Source organism: Curtobacterium sp. MCBA15_005, from assembly GCF_001864855.1.
Lineage (GTDB): Bacteria > Actinomycetota > Actinomycetes > Actinomycetales > Microbacteriaceae > Curtobacterium > Curtobacterium flaccumfaciens.
In genome coordinates, this window is the sequence record NZ_MJGL01000089.1 from 72,155 (window position 1) to 88,796 (window position 16,642).

14 protein-coding genes and 2 tRNA genes are annotated in these 16,642 nt (G+C 68.1%); 7 read left to right on the forward strand and 9 right to left on the reverse strand.

Annotation, left to right across the window (positions count from 1 at the left end):
- The first annotated feature begins 84 nt into the window (after window positions 1–84).
- The 4 genes from gyrA (at window position 85) to BIU89_RS17020 (ending at window position 3,423) form a co-directional block, all read left to right on the forward strand.
- Window positions 85–2,742 carry a DNA gyrase subunit A gene (gene gyrA, locus BIU89_RS17005; RefSeq protein ID WP_027466921.1) on the forward strand — a complete coding sequence of 886 codons (2,658 nt, stop codon included), beginning with the start codon at window positions 85–87 and terminating at the stop codon, window positions 2,740–2,742.
- Window positions 2,735–3,142, forward strand: a complete 408-nt coding sequence (locus BIU89_RS17010) for a DUF3566 domain-containing protein (protein ID WP_027466922.1) — start codon at window positions 2,735–2,737, stop codon at window positions 3,140–3,142. The genes gyrA and BIU89_RS17010 overlap by 8 nt, the downstream gene beginning before the upstream one ends.
- A 75-nt stretch (window positions 3,143–3,217) precedes the next feature.
- Window positions 3,218–3,294, forward strand: a tRNA-Ile gene (locus BIU89_RS17015).
- 56 nt (window positions 3,295–3,350) lie between these two features.
- A tRNA-Ala gene (locus BIU89_RS17020) sits at window positions 3,351–3,423 on the forward strand.
- 485 nt (window positions 3,424–3,908) lie between these two features.
- On the opposite strand, the gene BIU89_RS17025 is transcribed toward BIU89_RS17020, so the two are convergent.
- Complete coding sequence (locus BIU89_RS17025) at window positions 3,909–4,484, reverse strand: hypothetical protein (protein WP_051597033.1); 576 nt, start codon at window positions 4,482–4,484, stop codon at window positions 3,909–3,911.
- Window positions 4,485–4,599: 115 nt separating this feature from the next.
- Between BIU89_RS17025 and BIU89_RS17030 the strand changes: the two genes are divergently transcribed.
- Window positions 4,600–5,139, forward strand: coding sequence for a peptidylprolyl isomerase (locus BIU89_RS17030; RefSeq protein ID WP_027466924.1), 540 nt, complete (start codon window positions 4,600–4,602; stop codon window positions 5,137–5,139).
- 7 nt (window positions 5,140–5,146) lie between these two features.
- Window positions 5,147–6,019: a rhomboid family intramembrane serine protease gene (locus BIU89_RS17035; RefSeq protein ID WP_071248649.1), complete on the forward strand. Its 873-nt coding sequence runs from the start codon at window positions 5,147–5,149 to the stop codon at window positions 6,017–6,019.
- Between the two features lie 339 nt (window positions 6,020–6,358).
- Here BIU89_RS17035 and BIU89_RS17040 read toward each other — a convergent pair whose 3' ends face one another.
- Entirely contained in the window at window positions 6,359–6,613 is a 255-nt protein-coding gene (locus tag BIU89_RS17040; RefSeq protein ID WP_027466926.1) for a cell division protein CrgA, read from the reverse strand.
- A gap of 81 nt (window positions 6,614–6,694) precedes the next feature.
- Here BIU89_RS17040 and BIU89_RS17045 point away from each other — a divergent pair, with 81 nt between their 5' ends.
- Window positions 6,695–7,339, forward strand: coding sequence for an anthranilate synthase component II (locus BIU89_RS17045; protein WP_071248654.1), 645 nt, complete (start codon window positions 6,695–6,697; stop codon window positions 7,337–7,339).
- An 80-nt stretch (window positions 7,340–7,419) separates the two neighbouring features.
- Here the strand turns inward: BIU89_RS17045 and pknB are convergent, their stop codons facing one another.
- From pknB to BIU89_RS17080, 7 genes are all read right to left on the reverse strand, one after another.
- Entirely contained in the window at window positions 7,420–9,222 is a 1,803-nt protein-coding gene (pknB, locus tag BIU89_RS17050) for a Stk1 family PASTA domain-containing Ser/Thr kinase (RefSeq protein WP_027466928.1), read from the reverse strand.
- 122 nt (window positions 9,223–9,344) lie between these two features.
- Complete coding sequence (locus BIU89_RS17055; protein ID WP_027466929.1) at window positions 9,345–11,093, reverse strand: serine/threonine-protein kinase; 1,749 nt, start codon at window positions 11,091–11,093, stop codon at window positions 9,345–9,347.
- Window positions 11,090–12,544, reverse strand: coding sequence for a peptidoglycan D,D-transpeptidase FtsI family protein (locus tag BIU89_RS17060; RefSeq protein ID WP_027466930.1), 1,455 nt, complete (start codon window positions 12,542–12,544; stop codon window positions 11,090–11,092). The genes BIU89_RS17055 and BIU89_RS17060 overlap by 4 nt, the downstream gene beginning before the upstream one ends.
- Entirely contained in the window at window positions 12,541–13,986 is a 1,446-nt protein-coding gene (locus BIU89_RS17065) for an FtsW/RodA/SpoVE family cell cycle protein (protein WP_071248670.1), read from the reverse strand. The genes BIU89_RS17060 and BIU89_RS17065 overlap by 4 nt, the downstream gene beginning before the upstream one ends.
- Window positions 13,983–15,335 (reverse strand): Stp1/IreP family PP2C-type Ser/Thr phosphatase, encoded by a 1,353-nt coding sequence (locus BIU89_RS17070; RefSeq protein WP_071248673.1) that lies wholly within the window; start codon window positions 15,333–15,335, stop codon window positions 13,983–13,985. The genes BIU89_RS17065 and BIU89_RS17070 overlap by 4 nt, the downstream gene beginning before the upstream one ends.
- Window positions 15,336–15,341: 6 nt before the next feature.
- Window positions 15,342–15,893, reverse strand: a complete 552-nt coding sequence (locus BIU89_RS17075) for an FHA domain-containing protein FhaB/FipA (protein ID WP_071248675.1) — start codon at window positions 15,891–15,893, stop codon at window positions 15,342–15,344.
- On the reverse strand, window positions 15,890–16,570 hold the full coding sequence (locus tag BIU89_RS17080; RefSeq protein ID WP_017887797.1) for an FhaA domain-containing protein: 681 nt from the start codon (window positions 16,568–16,570) through the stop codon (window positions 15,890–15,892). Before BIU89_RS17080 ends, BIU89_RS17075 begins: the two co-directional genes overlap by 4 nt.
- Window positions 16,571–16,642 lie beyond the last annotated feature (72 nt).

Sequence of the window (16,642 nt, forward strand, 5' to 3'; positions counted from 1 at the left end):
ACCAGTCCTGACCACCTGTGGTCGCGCCCGGCGCGACCAACGGAACCACAGCCTCCAGGCTGTCCAGAAAGGGAACGAAGCCACATGGCTGACGACAACGAGAACGGCGCCGACGAGCTGCCCGAGATCGTCCACGGCGACAGCGGGGACATCGTCGTCTCCGGTGACCGCATCTCGCAGGTCGACCTGCAGCTCGAGATGCAGCGCTCGTACCTCGACTACGCGATGTCGGTCATCGTCGGTCGTGCCCTGCCGGAGGTCCGCGACGGCCTCAAGCCGGTGCACCGCCGTGTGATCTACGCGATGTTCGACGGGGGCTACCGCCCGGACCGTGCGTTCTCGAAGTGCTCCCGCGTCGTCGGTGACGTCATGGGTCAGTTCCACCCGCACGGTGACTCGGCGATCTACGACGCCCTCGTCCGCCTGGTGCAGCCGTGGTCGCTCCGGTACCCGCTCGCGCTCGGCCAGGGCAACTTCGGTTCGCCGGGCAACGACGGTGCCGCCGCCCCGCGGTACACCGAGACGAAGATGGCGCCGCTCGCGCTCGAGATGGTCCGCGACATCGACGAGGACACCGTCGACTTCCAGGACAACTACGACGGCCGCACCCAGGAGCCGGCGATCCTGCCGGCCCGGTTCCCGAACCTGCTCGTCAACGGCTCGGTCGGCATCGCGGTCGGCATGGCCACGAACATCCCGCCGCACAACCTGCGCGAGGTCGCCGAGGGTGCCAAGTGGGCGCTCGACAACCCCGATGCCACCCGCGAAGAGCTGCTCGCCGCGCTCATGCAGCGCATCAAGGGCCCGGACTTCCCGACCGGTGCGCAGGTGCTCGGCACCAAGGGCATCCAGGACGCCTACCGCACCGGCCGTGGCTCGATCACGATGCGGGCCGTCGTCTCGGTGGAGGAGATCCAGGGTCGCACCTGCCTCGTCGTCACCGAGCTGCCGTACCAGGTCAACCCGGACAACCTGGCGATCAAGATCGCCGAGCTCGTCAAGGACGGCAAGCTCGCCGGTGTCGCCGACATCCGTGACGAGACCTCCGGTCGCACCGGGCAGCGCCTGGTGATCGTGCTGAAGCGCGACGCCGTCGCCAAGGTCGTGCTGAACAACCTGTACAAGCACACCCAGCTGCAGGAGAACTTCGGCGCGAACATGCTCGCGATCGTCGACGGGGTGCCCCGCACCCTGCCGCTCGACGGCTTCATCTCGGCGTGGGTCGCGCACCAGGTCGACGTCATCGTCCGCCGCACGCAGTTCCGTCTGCGCGAGGCCGAGAAGCGCGCCCACATCCTGCGCGGCTACCTGGCCGCGCTCGACGCCCTCGACGAGGTCATCGCGCTCATCCGTCGCTCGCCCGACGTCGAAGAGGCCCGCACCGGCCTGATGGACCTGCTGTCCGTCGACGAGATCCAGGCGCGCGCCATCCTCGAGCTGCAGCTCCGTCGTCTCGCCGCCCTCGAGCGTCAGAAGATCCACGACGAGGCCGAAGAGCTCGAGCGCAAGATCGCCGACTTCCAGGACATCCTCGGGTCGGAGAGCCGTCAGCGCTCGATCATCCGCGACGAGCTGAGCGAGATCGTCGACCGCTTCGGCGACGACCGCCGTACCGAGATCATGTTCGGCTACGACGGCGACATGTCGATGGAAGACCTGATCCCCGAAGAGGAGATGGTCGTCACCATCACCCGCGGTGGCTACGTCAAGCGCACGCGCAGCGACCAGTACCGCTCGCAGCACCGCGGTGGCCGAGGTGTCCGTGGCGCCCAGCTCCGCGCCGACGACATCGTCGAGCACTTCTTCGTCACGACGACGCACCACTGGCTCCTGTTCCTCACCGACCAGGGCCGGGTCTACCGCGCGAAGGCGTACGAGCTGCAGGAAGCCGGCCGCGACGCGAAGGGCCAGCACGTCGCGAACCTCCTCGCGATGCAGCCCGACGAGCAGATCCAGCAGGTGCTCGACATCCGCGACTACGAGGTCGCGCAGTACCTCGTCCTCGCGACCGAGCACGGCCTGGTGAAGAAGACCGCGCTCACCGAGTACGACACGAACCGCACCGGCGGCATCATCGCGATCAACCTGCGCGACGGCGACAAGCTCCGCCAGGCGCTGCTCGTCGACGAGCACGACGACCTGCTCCTGGTGTCCCGCCAGGGCATGTCGCTCCGGTTCACGGCGACGAACGACACCCTGCGTCCGATGGGTCGCTCGACCTCGGGCGTGAAGGGCATGTCCTTCCGCGACGGCGACTCGCTGCTCGCAGCCCGGGTCGTGTCCGACGACGGCTACGTCTGGGTGATGACCGAGGGCGGCTACGCCAAGCGCACCGCGGTCGACCAGTACCGCGTGCAGGGCCGTGGTGGTCTGGGCATCAAGGTGGCCAAGTTGGCGGTCGACCGAGGCGATCTTGTGGGCGCTCTCATCGTCGGCGAGGACGACGAGGTGCTCGTCGTGCTGCAATCGGGCAAGGTGGTAAGGTCTGCCGTGGCCGAGGTCCCTGCCAAGGGCCGTGACACGATGGGCGTCGTCTTCGCGAGGTTTGCGGAGAACGACCGGATCATCGCGGTGGCCCGGAACACCGAGCGGAACCTGGACGACCAGGACGACGCCGAGATCGAGCCCGCGGGCCCGGTGGAGACGGTCAGCCCTGCCGAAGCGGCCCCGGATTCCACTGATCCCATCGACACCGAGCCCGTCGCAGACGAGGCCGGAGAGGACCAGTCAAGCAATGAGTAGTGTCGCCGAGAAGCTCCAGAAGAAGGCGAAGCGACCCGTCGGCACCCGCCAGGTGCGGTTGCGACTGGTCTACGTCGACTTCTGGTCGATGGTGAAGCTCAGCTTCCTCATCGCCCTGGCCGGCAGCATCGTGATCGTGGTCGCCACGGCACTGGTGTGGGTCATCCTGAACCAGACGGGTGTGTTCACCCAGGTCGACGCCCTGTTGAAGGACGTCACCGGGCAGAACAGTTACTCGATCATGGACCAGTTCTCGCTGGGCCAGGTCCTCGGGTTCTCCATCGTCGTGGGCATCCTCAACGTGGTCGTCGGCACCGTGCTCGGCGCCATCGTGAGCGTGCTCTACAACCTCAGTGTGCGGATCACGGGCGGTCTGCTCGTGGGCTTCACGAACAACTGACACACCCGGGCCGGATGGGCCCACTGCTCGATTTCGTTCCGGCGGCATCGTACGGTAGGCTTTCATCCGGTCTGAGGGGCTATAGCTCAGGCGGTTAGAGCGCTTCGCTGATAACGAAGAGGTCCAAGGTTCAAGTCCTTGTAGCCCCACCAGTTCTCCGGAACAGCACGACAATTCCATCCCGTCGCCGAGCACCTCGGTGGCACTCGGGGCCTTAGCTCAGTTGGTAGAGCGCCTGCTTTGCAAGCAGGATGTCGGGAGTTCGATTCTCCCAGGCTCCACTCGCATCAGCCCCTGGTTGCCGACTTCCTCGTCTGCCCAGGGGCTTCGTTCTGTGCCCGTGCGCGCCGCCGCCCCTGCGGCGCGATCGTCGCGGGGAGGCCGGTCGTCGTGCTTGTCTGCGTGCCTTCGGCGACGCTCCGCTCCGCGGTGGTCGGGTCCGCTACTCCGGGTCGCTTTGGTCAAGTGGCCACGACATCCGCGTCATCGTCGTTGAGTGGTCACGACTTGCCGCGTGCGTGGTGGCGTGGTGGCTGGAACTGTCGTCTGCGGGCCGTCTGGACGACAGGTTGCGACCTCTCGGCGGCGTTCCCGGGGCGCATGGCGTGACTGCGTGGCGGACGGGAGGCGCGGGGCCAGGCCGGCGCGGGCCTCCAGGCCGGTGGGTGGGCGCGTTCAGGGCACGCGGCGTGTGGGGCGACAGATGAAGCCCGAGAACGACGAAGGGCCCCGGCAACAGCCGGGGCCCTTCGTACGAACCGGGAGGTCAGGCGGCGGGCTTCTCCGCCGTGTCGGCGTCGTCGGCGACCCACAGGTCGTCGTCGGCGCGGAGCGTCTGGTACGCGGCGTACGCAGCACCGGCGACGGCGACGACGCCGACGATGATGAGCGCGACTCCGCCGAAGCCGAGACCCTTCTTCTGCTGCGACGGGACGTACTTCGCCGCGGCCTTCTTCGCGCTCTTGCTCTTCTTCTGCGCGTTCTTCACGATCTTCTTGACCCGGGGGTCCTTCGCGAGATCGGTCACGCTGAGCACCGAACCAGCGGTCGAGACGAGTCCGGGGACCACCTCGGACTGGAACTTGTGCGAAGCGCTCTGCGCTGCCGAGGTGGCAGCGTGCACGCCGGTTGCGAACGCGGGACGGATCCCGTTGTCGATCGCGTTCTGCACGCGGGGTGCGATGTCCTTGCGAGCTGCGTCCGCGGCGTTCGACCGGGCCTCAGCCAGGATCGCGTTCGCGTGCTCGAGGACCTTGCGCTGCTCGCCGAGGAGCGAGGCGGTCTGGCCCTTGAGCTTCTTGATCTGCTTCCGACGCTTTCGCGGGATCTCGATCGTCGTCATCTGGTACCTCCATCGGATCGGCGTGCCCCCATCCTGCCACCACACTGCCTGACAGGTCACGGAACCGCAGCTGTGCAATCCGTCCGCGGTCAGGAGTACATGCGAGAATCGGAACATGTCTCTGCACACCGCTGTCGCAACGATCCACACCAACAAGGGCGACATCCGCGTCAACCTGTTCGGCAACCACGCACCGAAGACCGTCAAGAACTTCGTCGACCTCGCCACGGGCCAGCAGGAGTGGACCCACCCCGGCACGGGCAAGGTCTCGACCGACAAGCTCTACGACGGCGTGATCTTCCACCGCATCATCAAGGACTTCATGATCCAGGGCGGCGACCCGCTCGGCCAGGGCATCGGCGGCCCGGGTTACCGCTTCGACGACGAGATCTCCCCGGAGCTCACGTTCCAGAACCCCTACATCTTCGCCATGGCGAACGCCGGCATCCAGGGCGGCCGCGGCACCAACGGCTCGCAGTTCTTCATCACCACGGTGGCGACGCCGTGGCTGCAGGGCAAGCACACCATCTTCGGTGAGGTCGCCGACGACGAGTCCCGCGCGGTCGTCGACGCGATCGAGGGTGTTCCCACCGACGGTCGCGACAAGCCCGTCGAGGACGTCGTCATCCAGAGCATCGACGTCGAAGGCGTCTGACCCTCACGTGACCGACCAGGCGTACAACCCGAACAACACCTGCTACCGGCATCCGGACCGGCAGAGCTTCGTCCTCTGCCAGCGCTGTGGGCGGACGATCTGCCCGGAGTGCCAGACGCCGGCGGCGGTCGGGGTGCACTGCCCGGAGTGCGTTCGTGAACAGCGCGCACAGCTCGCAGCGAACCGCCGAGCGTCCGGAGCCCCGAGTGGGTTCACGGTCGCTCGGCGGCGCTTCGCCATGCTCGACCAGAAGGCCACGGTCGTCATCATCGCGATCTCGGTCGTCATCTGGCTGCTCGACCAGGTGAGCGGGCGGGCGCTCACGAGTTGGCTCGCCTTCTACACGCCGGCCATCGGCACGCAGCCGTGGCGACTCGTGACCGGGTTGTTCGTGCACTCGTCGTTCCTGCACATCGCCTTCAACATGTTCGCCGTCTTCATCTTCGGACGGATCCTCGAGAACATGCTCGGGACGTGGCGGTTCCTCGCCCTCTACTTCCTCGCGGGACTGGGCGGTGATCTCGCCGTGGCGTGGCTGACTCCCGGGACGCCAGTGGTCGGTGCCTCCGGAGCGATCTTCGGTCTGTTCGCTGCGTTCTTCATCATCCAGCGCAGCCTGGGCTACAACGCGGTCCAGCTGCTCGTGGTGATGGGCCTCAACCTCCTCATCGGGTTCCTGCCCGGGACACAGATCTCGTGGCAAGCGCACGTCGGTGGGATCGTCATCGGCTTCGTGACCGGGTACGTGTTCTCGAAGACGCGCAACGTGCGGAAGCGAGGGCTGCAAGCCGGACTCTTGATCGCCGAGGCCGTCGTGCTGATCCTGGCGATCTACGCCGCGTTCATCAGCATCGGTGGTCTCGGCGTTTGGGGCGTCTGACAGATCCCTTCGAACGCCCCGTCGCACTGCGGCGGGGCGTTCGTCGTTCCCAGGGCGCCCGCTCCTGCTCCTCCACAGCTCTCCACAGCGTCCCCGGGAGTTATCCACAGGTGTGGAGAAGTCGGTGAGTTACACCAGTGTGATTATCCCCACTGTGGACTCAGCTGTGGATAACTCCGGGGTGCGGGTGTGGATGACCGTGTGGAGAGTGGGGAAAAGTGTGGAGAACGGCCGGATCATCGAGGATCTGCGTTCCTCTGGTGCTCGACCTTGTGGAGAACGACAACGCCCGCCGCACCTTGCGGTGCGACGGGCGTCAAAAGAACAGCGGGCTGGGGGTCAGCGCCACCGGGTGGTCATGAGGAAGCCGACGAACATGATGCCGAAGCCGATCACGATGTTCCACGAGCCGAGGCTCGGAACCGGCAGCGTGGCGTTCGAGATGTAGAAGACGATCACCCACACCAGACCGATGAGCATGAAGCCGAACATGACCGGCTTGAACCACACCGGGTTCGGGGCGTCCCCCGCGGTGTCGACCGAGTCAGCTCGGGTCGTCCGGGCGGGCTTGGTGCGGTCCTTGTCCTTGGCCATGGCCGGTATCCTACCGTGACCACGTGTGTGGATCGGCCCGCGGACCGCCGCACACATCCCCCACGAGTACGGTGAACCGCCATGACCAGGATCCTCGTCGTCGACAACTACGACAGCTTCGTCTACACGCTCAACGGGTACGTGCAGCAACTCGGCGCCGAGACCGACGTCGTGCGCAACGATGCCTTCCCCGAGTCCGAGATCGCCGACCGGATCGCCGAGTACGACGGCGTGCTCCTGTCCCCGGGTCCGGGAACGCCAGCTGCTGCGGGCGTCTCGATCCCCACGGTGCACGCGGCCATCGCTGCCGAGACCCCCCTGATGGGTGTCTGCCTGGGGCACCAGGCCATCGCTGAGGCCCTCGGTGCCACGGTGACGCACGCCGAGGAGCTCATGCACGGCAAGACCTCCGAGGTCGACCACGACGACAGCGCGCTCTTCGCCGGTGTCCCGCACCCCTTCACGGCCACGCGGTACCACTCGCTCGCCATCGTCGACGGCACCGTCCCCGACGAGCTCACCGTCACCGCGCGCACCGAGGGCGGGGTCATCATGGGCGTCCAGCACCGTGCGCACCCCGTGTTCGGCGTGCAGTTCCACCCGGAGTCGGTCCTGACCGAGGGCGGCTACCGCATGGTCGGCAACTGGCTCGAGACCACCGGCCTGACCGGAGCCGCTGCGCGCGCCGCTGACCTCGGGCCACTCATCGCCACGCACCGCGCCTGACGCACCCGTCTGCCGTGCGCGGACCTGGCGATCACGCTCGGGGCTGTGCCGTCCGACCGGTCGTGGGCGCGGCGGACGGATCAGCGTCCGTCGTCACCGTCACCGTCGCCGCCGCGGTCGCCCTTGTCGCCGCTCGGGGTCGGGTTCTTCGCCGGCTCGTTCGGTGCCGCGCAGTAGGCCAAGGTGACGGTGCTGCCCTGGGCGATGTCGCCCTGCGGGGTGCTCTGCTGGGTGACCAGGCCGCCCGTGCACGAGTTCGACGGCGCCGGAGCGACCGTCAATCCGAGTTGCTCGAGGGACGCCTTGGCTTCGGTGTACGGCTGGTTCGTCACGTTCGGCAGCTGCACCTTGCCGTTGGAGACCGTGAGGTTCACCGCGGAGCCCTTGGTCTGGATCGAGCCTGACGCCGGGTCGGAGCTCATCACGGTGCCGGAGGGGACATCGGGCGAGTACCCGGACGTGATGGCGCCGAGTGTGAAGCCCGCACTGTCCAACGCCTGCTGTGCTGCTGCCTGTGACTGGCCGCTCAGCTCGGGGATGGCAACGGGTTCCGGACCCGAGGACACGATGACGTTCACGCTCTGGCTGCGTCCGACGTTGATCCCTGAGCCGGGGTCGGTGCGGATGACCGTTCCCTTGTCGACGTCGTCGGAGTTCTCCTCGACCTGGACCGCCTTCAGGTCGCGCCTCTCCAACGCGGCGGCGGCGGCGTCGTAGGACAACCCGGCGACGTTCGGCACCGAGACCGAGGACGACACCGGCGGCTTGCCCGGCTGCAGGTTCGCCACGAAGAAGACGACCCCGACGACGACGGCGACCGTCAGCAGGACGCCGACCCAGATCCACGCGACGGGCGGGCGGTTCTGCGTGCGCTGCGGACGGTGTTCGGCGGTGTCGTCGTCGAGCTCACGGAAGGCCGACGCGGCGTTCGAGGTCATGCGCGGATCAACCCCGAACAACACCGTCGAGGCGTCGTTCGCGGCGTTCTGCTGCAACTTCTTCGTCGATGCCGGGACGTGTCCGGCTGCGGCCTGCTGCAGATCCGAGCGGAACTCGGCGGCGTTCTGGAACCGGCGGGTGCGGTCCTTGACGAGGGCGTGGAGTGTGACCGCGTCGAGCGCCGGGGAGACCGCGGGGGTGATGGTGGACGGCGCGACGGGCTGCTCGCTGACGTGCTGGTACGCGACCGCGACCGGCGTGTCACCGAGGAACGGCGCGCGACCGGTGAGGAGCTCGAAGAGCACGACGCCGGTCGAGTACAGGTCGGTCCGGGCGTCCACGGTCTCGCCGCGGGCCTGCTCCGGGGAGAAGTACGACGCGGTACCGAGAATCGACGTGGTCTGCGCGACCGTGGCCGAGGTGTCGGTGATGGCCCGCGCGATCCCGAAGTCCATGACCTTGACCTGGCCGCTGTGCGTGACCATCACGTTGGCCGGCTTGATGTCGCGGTGCACGACGCCCGCCCGGTGCGAGTACTCGAGCGCCGTGAGGATGCCCTCGGTGATGCGAACGGCCTCGTCCGGGGCGACGGCACCCTCGGCGATGATGTCGGAGAGCGGCCGCCCCTCGACGTACTCCATCACGATGAAGGGGACCTGCACCTCGGCACCCGACGGCTCGGACACCGTCTCTTCGCCGGCGTCGTAGACGCGGACGACGGTCGGGTGTGCCATGCGCGCAGCTGCCTGGGCTTCCTGGCGGAACCGCGTGCGGAAGACCGGGTCGTTCGCGAGGCTCGGCTTGAGGAGCTTCACCGCGACCTTCCGGCCGAGGCGGGTGTCGTTGCCGAGGTGCACGGTCGCCATGCCGCCTCGACCGATGACGTCACCGATCTCGTAGCGATTCGCGAGGAGCGTGATCCCCGCGGTCACACCTTCTGGCACGTACTCCTCCGTCTGTCGGTCCGGGCTAGTGTACGGCAGCCCCACCTGGTGGGAGGCTGGTCACCGCGCGCTCGACCGAACCGTTACCGAACGGTGTCGACAGTCCCCGTCCGGGGGGGCGTTCAGTTCGGGTCCTGCGGACCCTGGCTGGGGTTGTTGCCCTCGGTCGGGTCGGTGGTCGGCTCGTCGGTGGCCTCCCACGTGGCGCTCGTGGTGGACGAGCTCGGCGAGGTCAGGTCGCCGCACTTCGCCGTGTACGAGAGCGAGATCGTGCCCGGTTCGGCGCCGGTGACCTCGATCGAGGTCGTGGTCACGGTGCCGGTGGACTGGTTCTTCCCGTCGGTGCCGTTGTTGATCGTGTAGTTGTACCCGCTCAACGAGTGGCCGGCCGGGCACGCCGTGAAGGCGTTCCACGAGAACGTCACCTTGCCGTCCGACGAGACCGTCCCGGCGGTCGGGGCATCGGGTGCGGTCGTGACGGTCGGCACCGCGGTGTACGCCTTGATGGTCACGAGCGTGCCGGGTTCGAGGTTGCCGGTGGGGTCGAGTGACTGCACCGTGCCGACCTGACCGGCGTTGGCAGCCGGGTCGCCGTCGACGATCGTCGCCTCGAGCCCGAGCTGCTGCAGGCGCGCCTGGGCCTCCGTCGCCTGCACGCCGGTGTAGTCCGCCAGGGACACCGTCACCCTGCTCGGTGAGGGCGTGGGGGTCGGCGTCGGCGTCGGGGTCCGGCTCGGTTTCGGAGAACTCGAGCTCTTCGTCGGAGCGGGCTCCGGGTCGCCTGCACCGTTCAGGGCGAAGGCTCCGATGACGGCTGCGATGGCGAGCACGACGACGACACCGACCACCCACCAGATCCAGGCGCGCTTCTTCTTCGGCTCGTCGGAATCGTCGGAGACGGGCGAACCGGGGGTGCCCGGGCCGCCGGCCACCGCGCCGGCCTGGGTGCCGATGAGTGCGGTCGCGGCGTCGTTCCCCTGGCCCTGCGGCGGGTTGAACGCGACGGTGCCGTTCTGCGCGATCGCGGGGACGGCCACGGTGGCTGCGGCCACGTCACCACGACGGAGCGCCTGTGCGGCACGGGCGAGGTTGGCGGCCGTCGCGGGACGGTCGGCGGGCTTCTTCGCGATGCACGAGATGACCAGGGCCGAGACGGGCTCCGGGATGTCCCCGGGCAGCGGCGGCGGCTGCTCGTTGATGTGTGCCATCGCGATCGCGACCTGCGACTCACCGGTGAACGGACGACGACCCGCCAGGGCCTCGTACGCGACGATGCCGAGCGAGTAGATGTCGGTCGACGGTGAGGCGGGGTGGCCGCTCGCCTGCTCGGGCGACAGGTACTGCACCGTGCCCATCACCTGACCGGTCGCGGTGAGCGGGACCTGGTCGGCGATGCGGGCGATGCCGAAGTCGGTGATCTTGACGCGCCCGTCGGGCGTGATGAGCAGGTTGCCGGGCTTGATGTCGCGGTGCACCAGGCCGACCGCGTGCGCCGCCTGCAGGGCGTTCGCGGTCTGCGCGACGATGTCGAGCACCTTGTCGACCGGGAGCGTGTGCTCGCGCTCGATCATGGTCGACAGGGCCTCGCCGGGGACGAGCTCCATCACGAGGTAGGCGCTGCCGTCCTCCTCGCCGTAGTCGAAGACGTTGGCGATGCCCTCGTGGTTGACGAGGGCAGCGTGCCGGGCCTCGGCGCGGAAGCGCTCGAGGAAGCCGGGGTCACCGAGGTACTCGTCCTTGAGGATCTTGAGTGCGACGGTTCGGCCGATGACGAGGTCGGTCGCCTGCCACACCTCGCCCATGCCGCCGATGGCGACCCGGGAGGAGAGCTGGTACCGCCCACCGAAGGTGAGTCCGCTGGTGGGTCTCATTTGTTCAGCACCGCCTCCATGACTTTCTTCGCGACCGGGGCCGCGACCGTGTTGCCGACTCCGGACTGCCCGAGCCCGCCGCCGTTGCCGACGACGACCGCCACGGCGACCTCCGGGTCCTTGGCGGGGGCGAACCCCGTGAACCAGAGCGTGTAGGGATCGCCGGTGCCACCTTCGGCCGTGCCGGTCTTGCCGGCGACGTCGACACCGTCGATCTTGGCATTGGTACCGGTCCCCGCGTTCACGACGCTCTGCATGGCCTCGGTGAGGTCAGCGGACTCGGAGGGTGACAGCGGATCACTGTACTGCTTCGGGGAGAAGGACTCGACCGTCTTCAGGTCGCTCGTGGTGATCGAGTCGATGAGGGACGGCTGCATGACCTTGCCACCGTTCGCGATGCCGGCCGACACCATCGCCATCTGCAGCGGGGAGACCCGGACGCTGGCCTGGCCGAAGGCGCTCAGCATGAGCTGGGCCGTCGAGTCGACGTCGGGGTACTGGCTCGCGGTGGCCGCCATCGGGACCTCGATGGCGTCGCCGAAGCCGTACTTGTCGGCCATGCTCTTGATCGCGTCGTACCCGAGCTTCTGGCCGAGTTCGGCGAAGGGGATGTTGCACGAGTACTGGATGGCCGTGCGGAGCTTGACCTTGTCGCCGCCGCCGCAGGTGCCGCCCTCGGCGTTGTTGATGTACGAGCTCGTCCCGGGCAGCTGCAGTCGCGACGGGTTCGGGAACGTGGAGTCGAGGTTGTACTTGCCGCCCTCGAGTGCCGCGGAGGCCACCACGAGCTTGAACACCGACCCGGGTGTGTACAGGTCACCGCCGATGGCGCGGTTCTGCAGCGGGGCGGTGTCGGCGCCGAGCAGGGCGTCGTACTGCCGCTTGACCTCGGCCGTGTCGTGCGAGGTGAGCGAGTTCGGGTCGTAGCTCGGCTTCGACACCATCGCGAGGATCTTGCCGGTCTTCGGCTGGATCGCGACGACGGCACCGCTGTTGGTGCCGAGTGCGTCGTACGCGGCCTGCTGCACGTCGGGGTCGATGGTCAGGTTGACGTTGTCGCCCTGGACGTCCTGGCCGGTGAGGATCGAGTTGAGGTTCTGGAAGAACGAGGCGTCGGAGTTGCCCGACAGCACGGTGTTCTCCGCGCTCTCGATGCCGGTGTTGCCCTGCCCGATCGTGAAGTACCCGGTCACCGCCGAGTACAGGTCGCCGTTCGTGTACTTCCGCTGGTACTGGTACTGGTCGTCCACCGGGGTCGACTCGGCGATCGGGCTGCCGTCGACGAGGATCGCGCCACGCTTGGTTGAGTAACTGTCCAAGATGGTTCGGGAGTTCCGGGAGTCGGCGCGCAACGAGTCGGCTGCGAAGAACTGGATCGACGTCGTCGACACGAAGAGTGCGACGAACATGAGCACGATGACGGTCGAGACACCGCGGAGCTGCCGGTTCATCGACGACGCTCCTTCCTGGTCGCGCGCGCAGATCGCCCATTCGCGGCGGGGATCGCGCCCTGCTGGACACGCTGTTCGGCTGGGATGGAATCGGTGAGTCGCAGCAGCATCGCGGCGATGATCCAGTTGGCGATGAGGGACGAACCACCGGCGGCCATGAACGGCGTCGTCAGGCCCGTCACCGGGATGATCCGGGTGATGCCGCCGACGACCACGAACACCTGCAGGGCGATGATGAAGCCGAAGCCGACACCGAGCAGCTTGCCGAAGTCGTCCTGCGCCATGAACCCGACGCGGATGCCGCGCGATGCGAACACGATGAAGAGGGCGAGGATCGCGAAGACGCCGATCAGGCCGAGCTCCTCACCGAGCGACGCGACGATGTAGTCGGCGTTGGCGACAGGCGTGATGTACGGCCTGCCCTGCCCGAGCCCGGTTCCGGTGATCCCGCCGTTCGCGAACCCGAACAGGCCCTGCACGAGCTGGTAACTCGCCTGGGTGTCGCGGCTGAAGACCTCTTGGTTGAACGGGTCGAGCCACTGTTCGAAGCGGCCGCGCACGTACTCCAGGACGCTCTGCGCGACGAGGGCACCACCGATGAACAGCGTGAGACCGATCGCGACCCAGCTGATGCGTGCCGTGGCGACGTAGATCATCACGAGGAACAGGCCGAAGTACAGCAGGGCGGTGCCGAGGTCGCGCTGGAACACGAGGACGGCCATCGCGGCGCCCCACATCACCAGGATCGGACCGAGGTCACGGGCACGCGGGAACGTCATGCCGAGGAACTTCTTGCCGACGATCGACAGCGAGTCGCGGGCGGTGACGAGGTACCCGGCGAAGAACAGCGCCATGGTGATCTTCGCGAGTTCACCGGGCTGGAACGAGAACGGGCCGATCTTGATCCAGACCCGCGCGCCACCGATGTTCGTGCCGATGCCCGGCAGCATCGGCAGGAGCAGCAGGACGATCGTCAGCGCCATGAAGATGTAGCGGTACCGCTGCAGGAACCGGTGGTTGCGGACGGCGACGAGCGTGATGATCGCCAGGACCATCGCGAGCATCGTCCAGACGATCTGCTTCACGCCGATGGCGTCCCAGCCGGACAGGCCGTTGTGGACGTCGATGCGGTAGATCTCGGCGATGCCGATGCCGTTCAGGACGAGCGCGATCGGCAGGATGAACGGGTCGGCGTTCTTCGCCACGACCCGCAGCACCACGTGCATGACGAGTGCGAGGCCGAGGATGCCACCGCCGACCCAGAGCACCGACTGGTCGAACAGCCGGCCCTTGGTGCCGAGCTGCACGAGCACCATCGCACCCGCGCAGATGCCGCACGCGATGACGAGCAGGAAGAGCTCGAGGTTCCGCGCGCGGGCGGGCTCCCGGAGCTTGATCGTGATCGCCTGGGTGAAGGACTGGGCGGCCGTGGCGTTGCTCATCGCGGGCTCCGCGTCGGGCTCGGCGACGGCGATCGGGTCGGCGAGGGCGACGGTGACGAGCTGGCGTCGCCGTCCCCACCGGTGCCGGCCTGGTCCTCGCCGGTCGCGGCGGCCTTGCGCAGGCGGTCGACGATGTCACGGGCGTCGGTGAGGGACTGCGCGTTGATCGTCGAGCGGACGTTCTCGCGGGTGTAGTCCGGCAGCGACGAGACCGTGATGTCGGTGTCCTCGTACACGTCGGACAAGGCCAACGGCCCGATCGACTGCTGCACGCCCTTGTAGATCGCGACGGTGCCGCGGTCGGTGCCGACGTAGTAGTGGTCCTGCGTGATCCGCCAGCCGACGAACACCGCGCCGACGAGCACGGCGACCGCGACCACGAGCGCGACGGTCCAGGACACCCGGCGGCGGATGCGGCGACGGCGGTCCTCGGCGATGAGCTCGGCGAAGAACTGGTCGGACTCGGGCTCGAAGTGCGAGTCCTCGGGCGCGGTGGTGACCTTGAGCGGGTGCAGCAGGATCGTGGGGAGGCGGATCGGCTTGCGGCCGGTCGACGCCTCGAAGGTGAGCGGTGCTGCAGCGGAGCCGACCGTGGTGGCCGCGTCGTCGTCGTCCTCGGGTTCGGTGTCCGTGACGTCCATCACCACGACGGTGACGTTGTCGGGGGCGCCGTGGTCGAGCGTCTCCTTCACCAGGCGCTGCGTGACCTGGTTGGCGTCCATGTTCGAGGCCAGGGCGTGGCGGATGCGCTCTTCGGCCAGGTACGAGGACAGCCCGTCGGAGCAGAGCAGCCAGCGGTCGCCCGGCTGGATGTCCATGATCGCCGTGTCGACCTCGGGGGCGGCGTCGACGTCACCGAGCACGCGCATCAGCACGGAGCGACGCGGGTGGACCGCGGCTTCCTCCGGCGTGATCCGGCCGCTGTCGACGAGCCGCTGGACGAAGGTGTGGTCGGACGTGATCTGCTGCAGCTCGCCGTCGCGGTGACGGTAGATGCGGGAGTCACCGATGTGCGCGATCGCGATCTGTTCGCCGACGCGGATCATCGCGGACACCGTGGTGCCCATCCCGGTGAGCTCCTGGTGCTCGAACACGGTCTCGGTGATCAGCTGGTTCGCCGCGATGAGTGCCGACTGCAGCGCGAACTCGGCGTCGTGCGCCGACGGGAACTCGCGGTCGACCTCGCGGATGCGCCGGATCGCGATCGCCGAGGCGACGTCACCGCCGGCGTGGCCGCCCATGCCGTCCGCCACCGCGAACAGGTGCGCCCCGGCGTAGCCGGAGTCCTGGTTGTTCGCGCGGATGCGCCCCACGTGGGACACAGCGGCGCTCAGCGTGCGAGCGGTCATGCCGGGTTACCGCCGCAGCTCGAACGTCGTCGTCCCGATCGTGATGGGCGTGCCCTCTGCCACGTGGACGGGAGCGCTCACCTTCTGACCGTTGACGAAGGTGCCGTTCGTGGACTCGAGGTCGGTGAGGAGCCAGCCGTCGGCGCGGAGGTCGAGGCGGGCGTGGTTGGTCGAGGTGTAGTCGTCACGGATCACGACGTTCGACTCGCTCGAACGTCCGATCGTGATTGGGCCGCCACCCAGGGGCATCTCCATGCCCTCGCGTGCACCCTCGGTGATGACCAGGCGGGACGCGGCCGGCGAGGCGGGCCGTTGCGCACCGCCGGGTTGCCCGATCACGTCGGTGAACGCACCGCTCGAGGCGGGGCCGGGGGCCGCCGCAGCCGGGACGGTGGGGGTGCTCGGTCCGGACGGCGCCGACTTGGGATCGGTCGGGATCGTGCGGACGCGCTGGCCGAAGAGATCGCTGCGCAGGGCGAACACGATCACGAAGACGAACAGCCAGAGCACCGCGAGGAACGCGAAGCGCAGGACGAGCAGGGTCAGGCCTGTGGTCATCGAGCACCTCCGTCGTTCTCCGGGATCACCCGGAACACCATACGGGTACGACCGATCTCGATGGTGGAGTCCGGCTCGACGATCGCCTGCTGGAAGTGCTGACCGTTCAGCTTCGAGCCGTTCGTGGAGCCGAGATCGGTGGCCTGGGCGTGCTTGCCGTCCCACAGCACCTCGACGTGCTTCCGGCTCGTCCCGGTGTCCGCGATGGTGATGTCGGCGTCGCTGCCGCGCCCGATCACCGTGCGCCCGCGGTGCAGTCGGTGTCGCTGCGAGCCGATGTCGAGCACCGGGATCCAGGCCACGTCGCGCTGCACGGTGGTGGAGTCGACCTGCAGGATGCCCGTCGAGAGCGTGCCGTCCTGCTGGAGCCGGATGGTGACCGGGCCGGAGAACGAGTAGTTCTGCGCGACGGCGTGTTGGTGCACCATCTGGGTCAGTTCGTCGATGAGCGGGCGACCGACGTCGTTCATGCGCGTGCAGTCCGGCGGTGCCAGGCGCACGGTGAACTCGTTCGGCACGAGGATGCGCTCGCGGGAGACCACTGCAGCCTTCGTGTCGAGCTCGCGCCGCAGGGCGCTCGAGATCTCGACGGGCTGCACCCCGGAGCGGAAGGTCTTCGCGAACGCGCCGTTGACGGCGCGTTCCAACCCTCGCTCGAAGTTGTCCAGCAGGCCCATGCGTCTCCCGTGTCGTCGGTCGTCAACCACTGCATGGTAGTGGTTGGCGTTGACACCCGTCTGTGCGTGGTA

Bases quoted from the DNA above. Each gene is read 5' to 3' on its own strand.
- BIU89_RS17025 (WP_051597033.1), bottom strand. From the start codon at position 4,484: ATGACGACGATCGAGATCCCGCGAAAGCGTCGGAAGCAGATCAAGAAG.
- BIU89_RS17065 (WP_071248670.1), bottom strand. From the start codon at position 13,986: ATGAGCAACGCCACGGCCGCCCAGTCCTTCACCCAGGCGATCACGATC.
- BIU89_RS17055 (WP_027466929.1), bottom strand. From the start codon at position 11,093: ATGAGACCCACCAGCGGACTCACCTTCGGTGGGCGGTACCAGCTCTCC.
- BIU89_RS17030 (WP_027466924.1), top strand. From the start codon at position 4,600: ATGTCTCTGCACACCGCTGTCGCAACGATCCACACCAACAAGGGCGAC.
- gyrA (WP_027466921.1), top strand. From the start codon at position 85: ATGGCTGACGACAACGAGAACGGCGCCGACGAGCTGCCCGAGATCGTC.
- BIU89_RS17075 (WP_071248675.1), bottom strand. From the start codon at position 15,893: ATGACCACAGGCCTGACCCTGCTCGTCCTGCGCTTCGCGTTCCTCGCG.
- BIU89_RS17060 (WP_027466930.1), bottom strand. From the start codon at position 12,544: ATGAACCGGCAGCTCCGCGGTGTCTCGACCGTCATCGTGCTCATGTTC.
- BIU89_RS17080 (WP_017887797.1), bottom strand. From the start codon at position 16,570: ATGGGCCTGCTGGACAACTTCGAGCGAGGGTTGGAACGCGCCGTCAAC.
- BIU89_RS17040 (WP_027466926.1), bottom strand. From the start codon at position 6,613: ATGGCCAAGGACAAGGACCGCACCAAGCCCGCCCGGACGACCCGAGCT.
- BIU89_RS17045 (WP_071248654.1), top strand. From the start codon at position 6,695: ATGACCAGGATCCTCGTCGTCGACAACTACGACAGCTTCGTCTACACG.
- BIU89_RS17070 (WP_071248673.1), bottom strand. From the start codon at position 15,335: ATGACCGCTCGCACGCTGAGCGCCGCTGTGTCCCACGTGGGGCGCATC.
- BIU89_RS17010 (WP_027466922.1), top strand. From the start codon at position 2,735: ATGAGTAGTGTCGCCGAGAAGCTCCAGAAGAAGGCGAAGCGACCCGTC.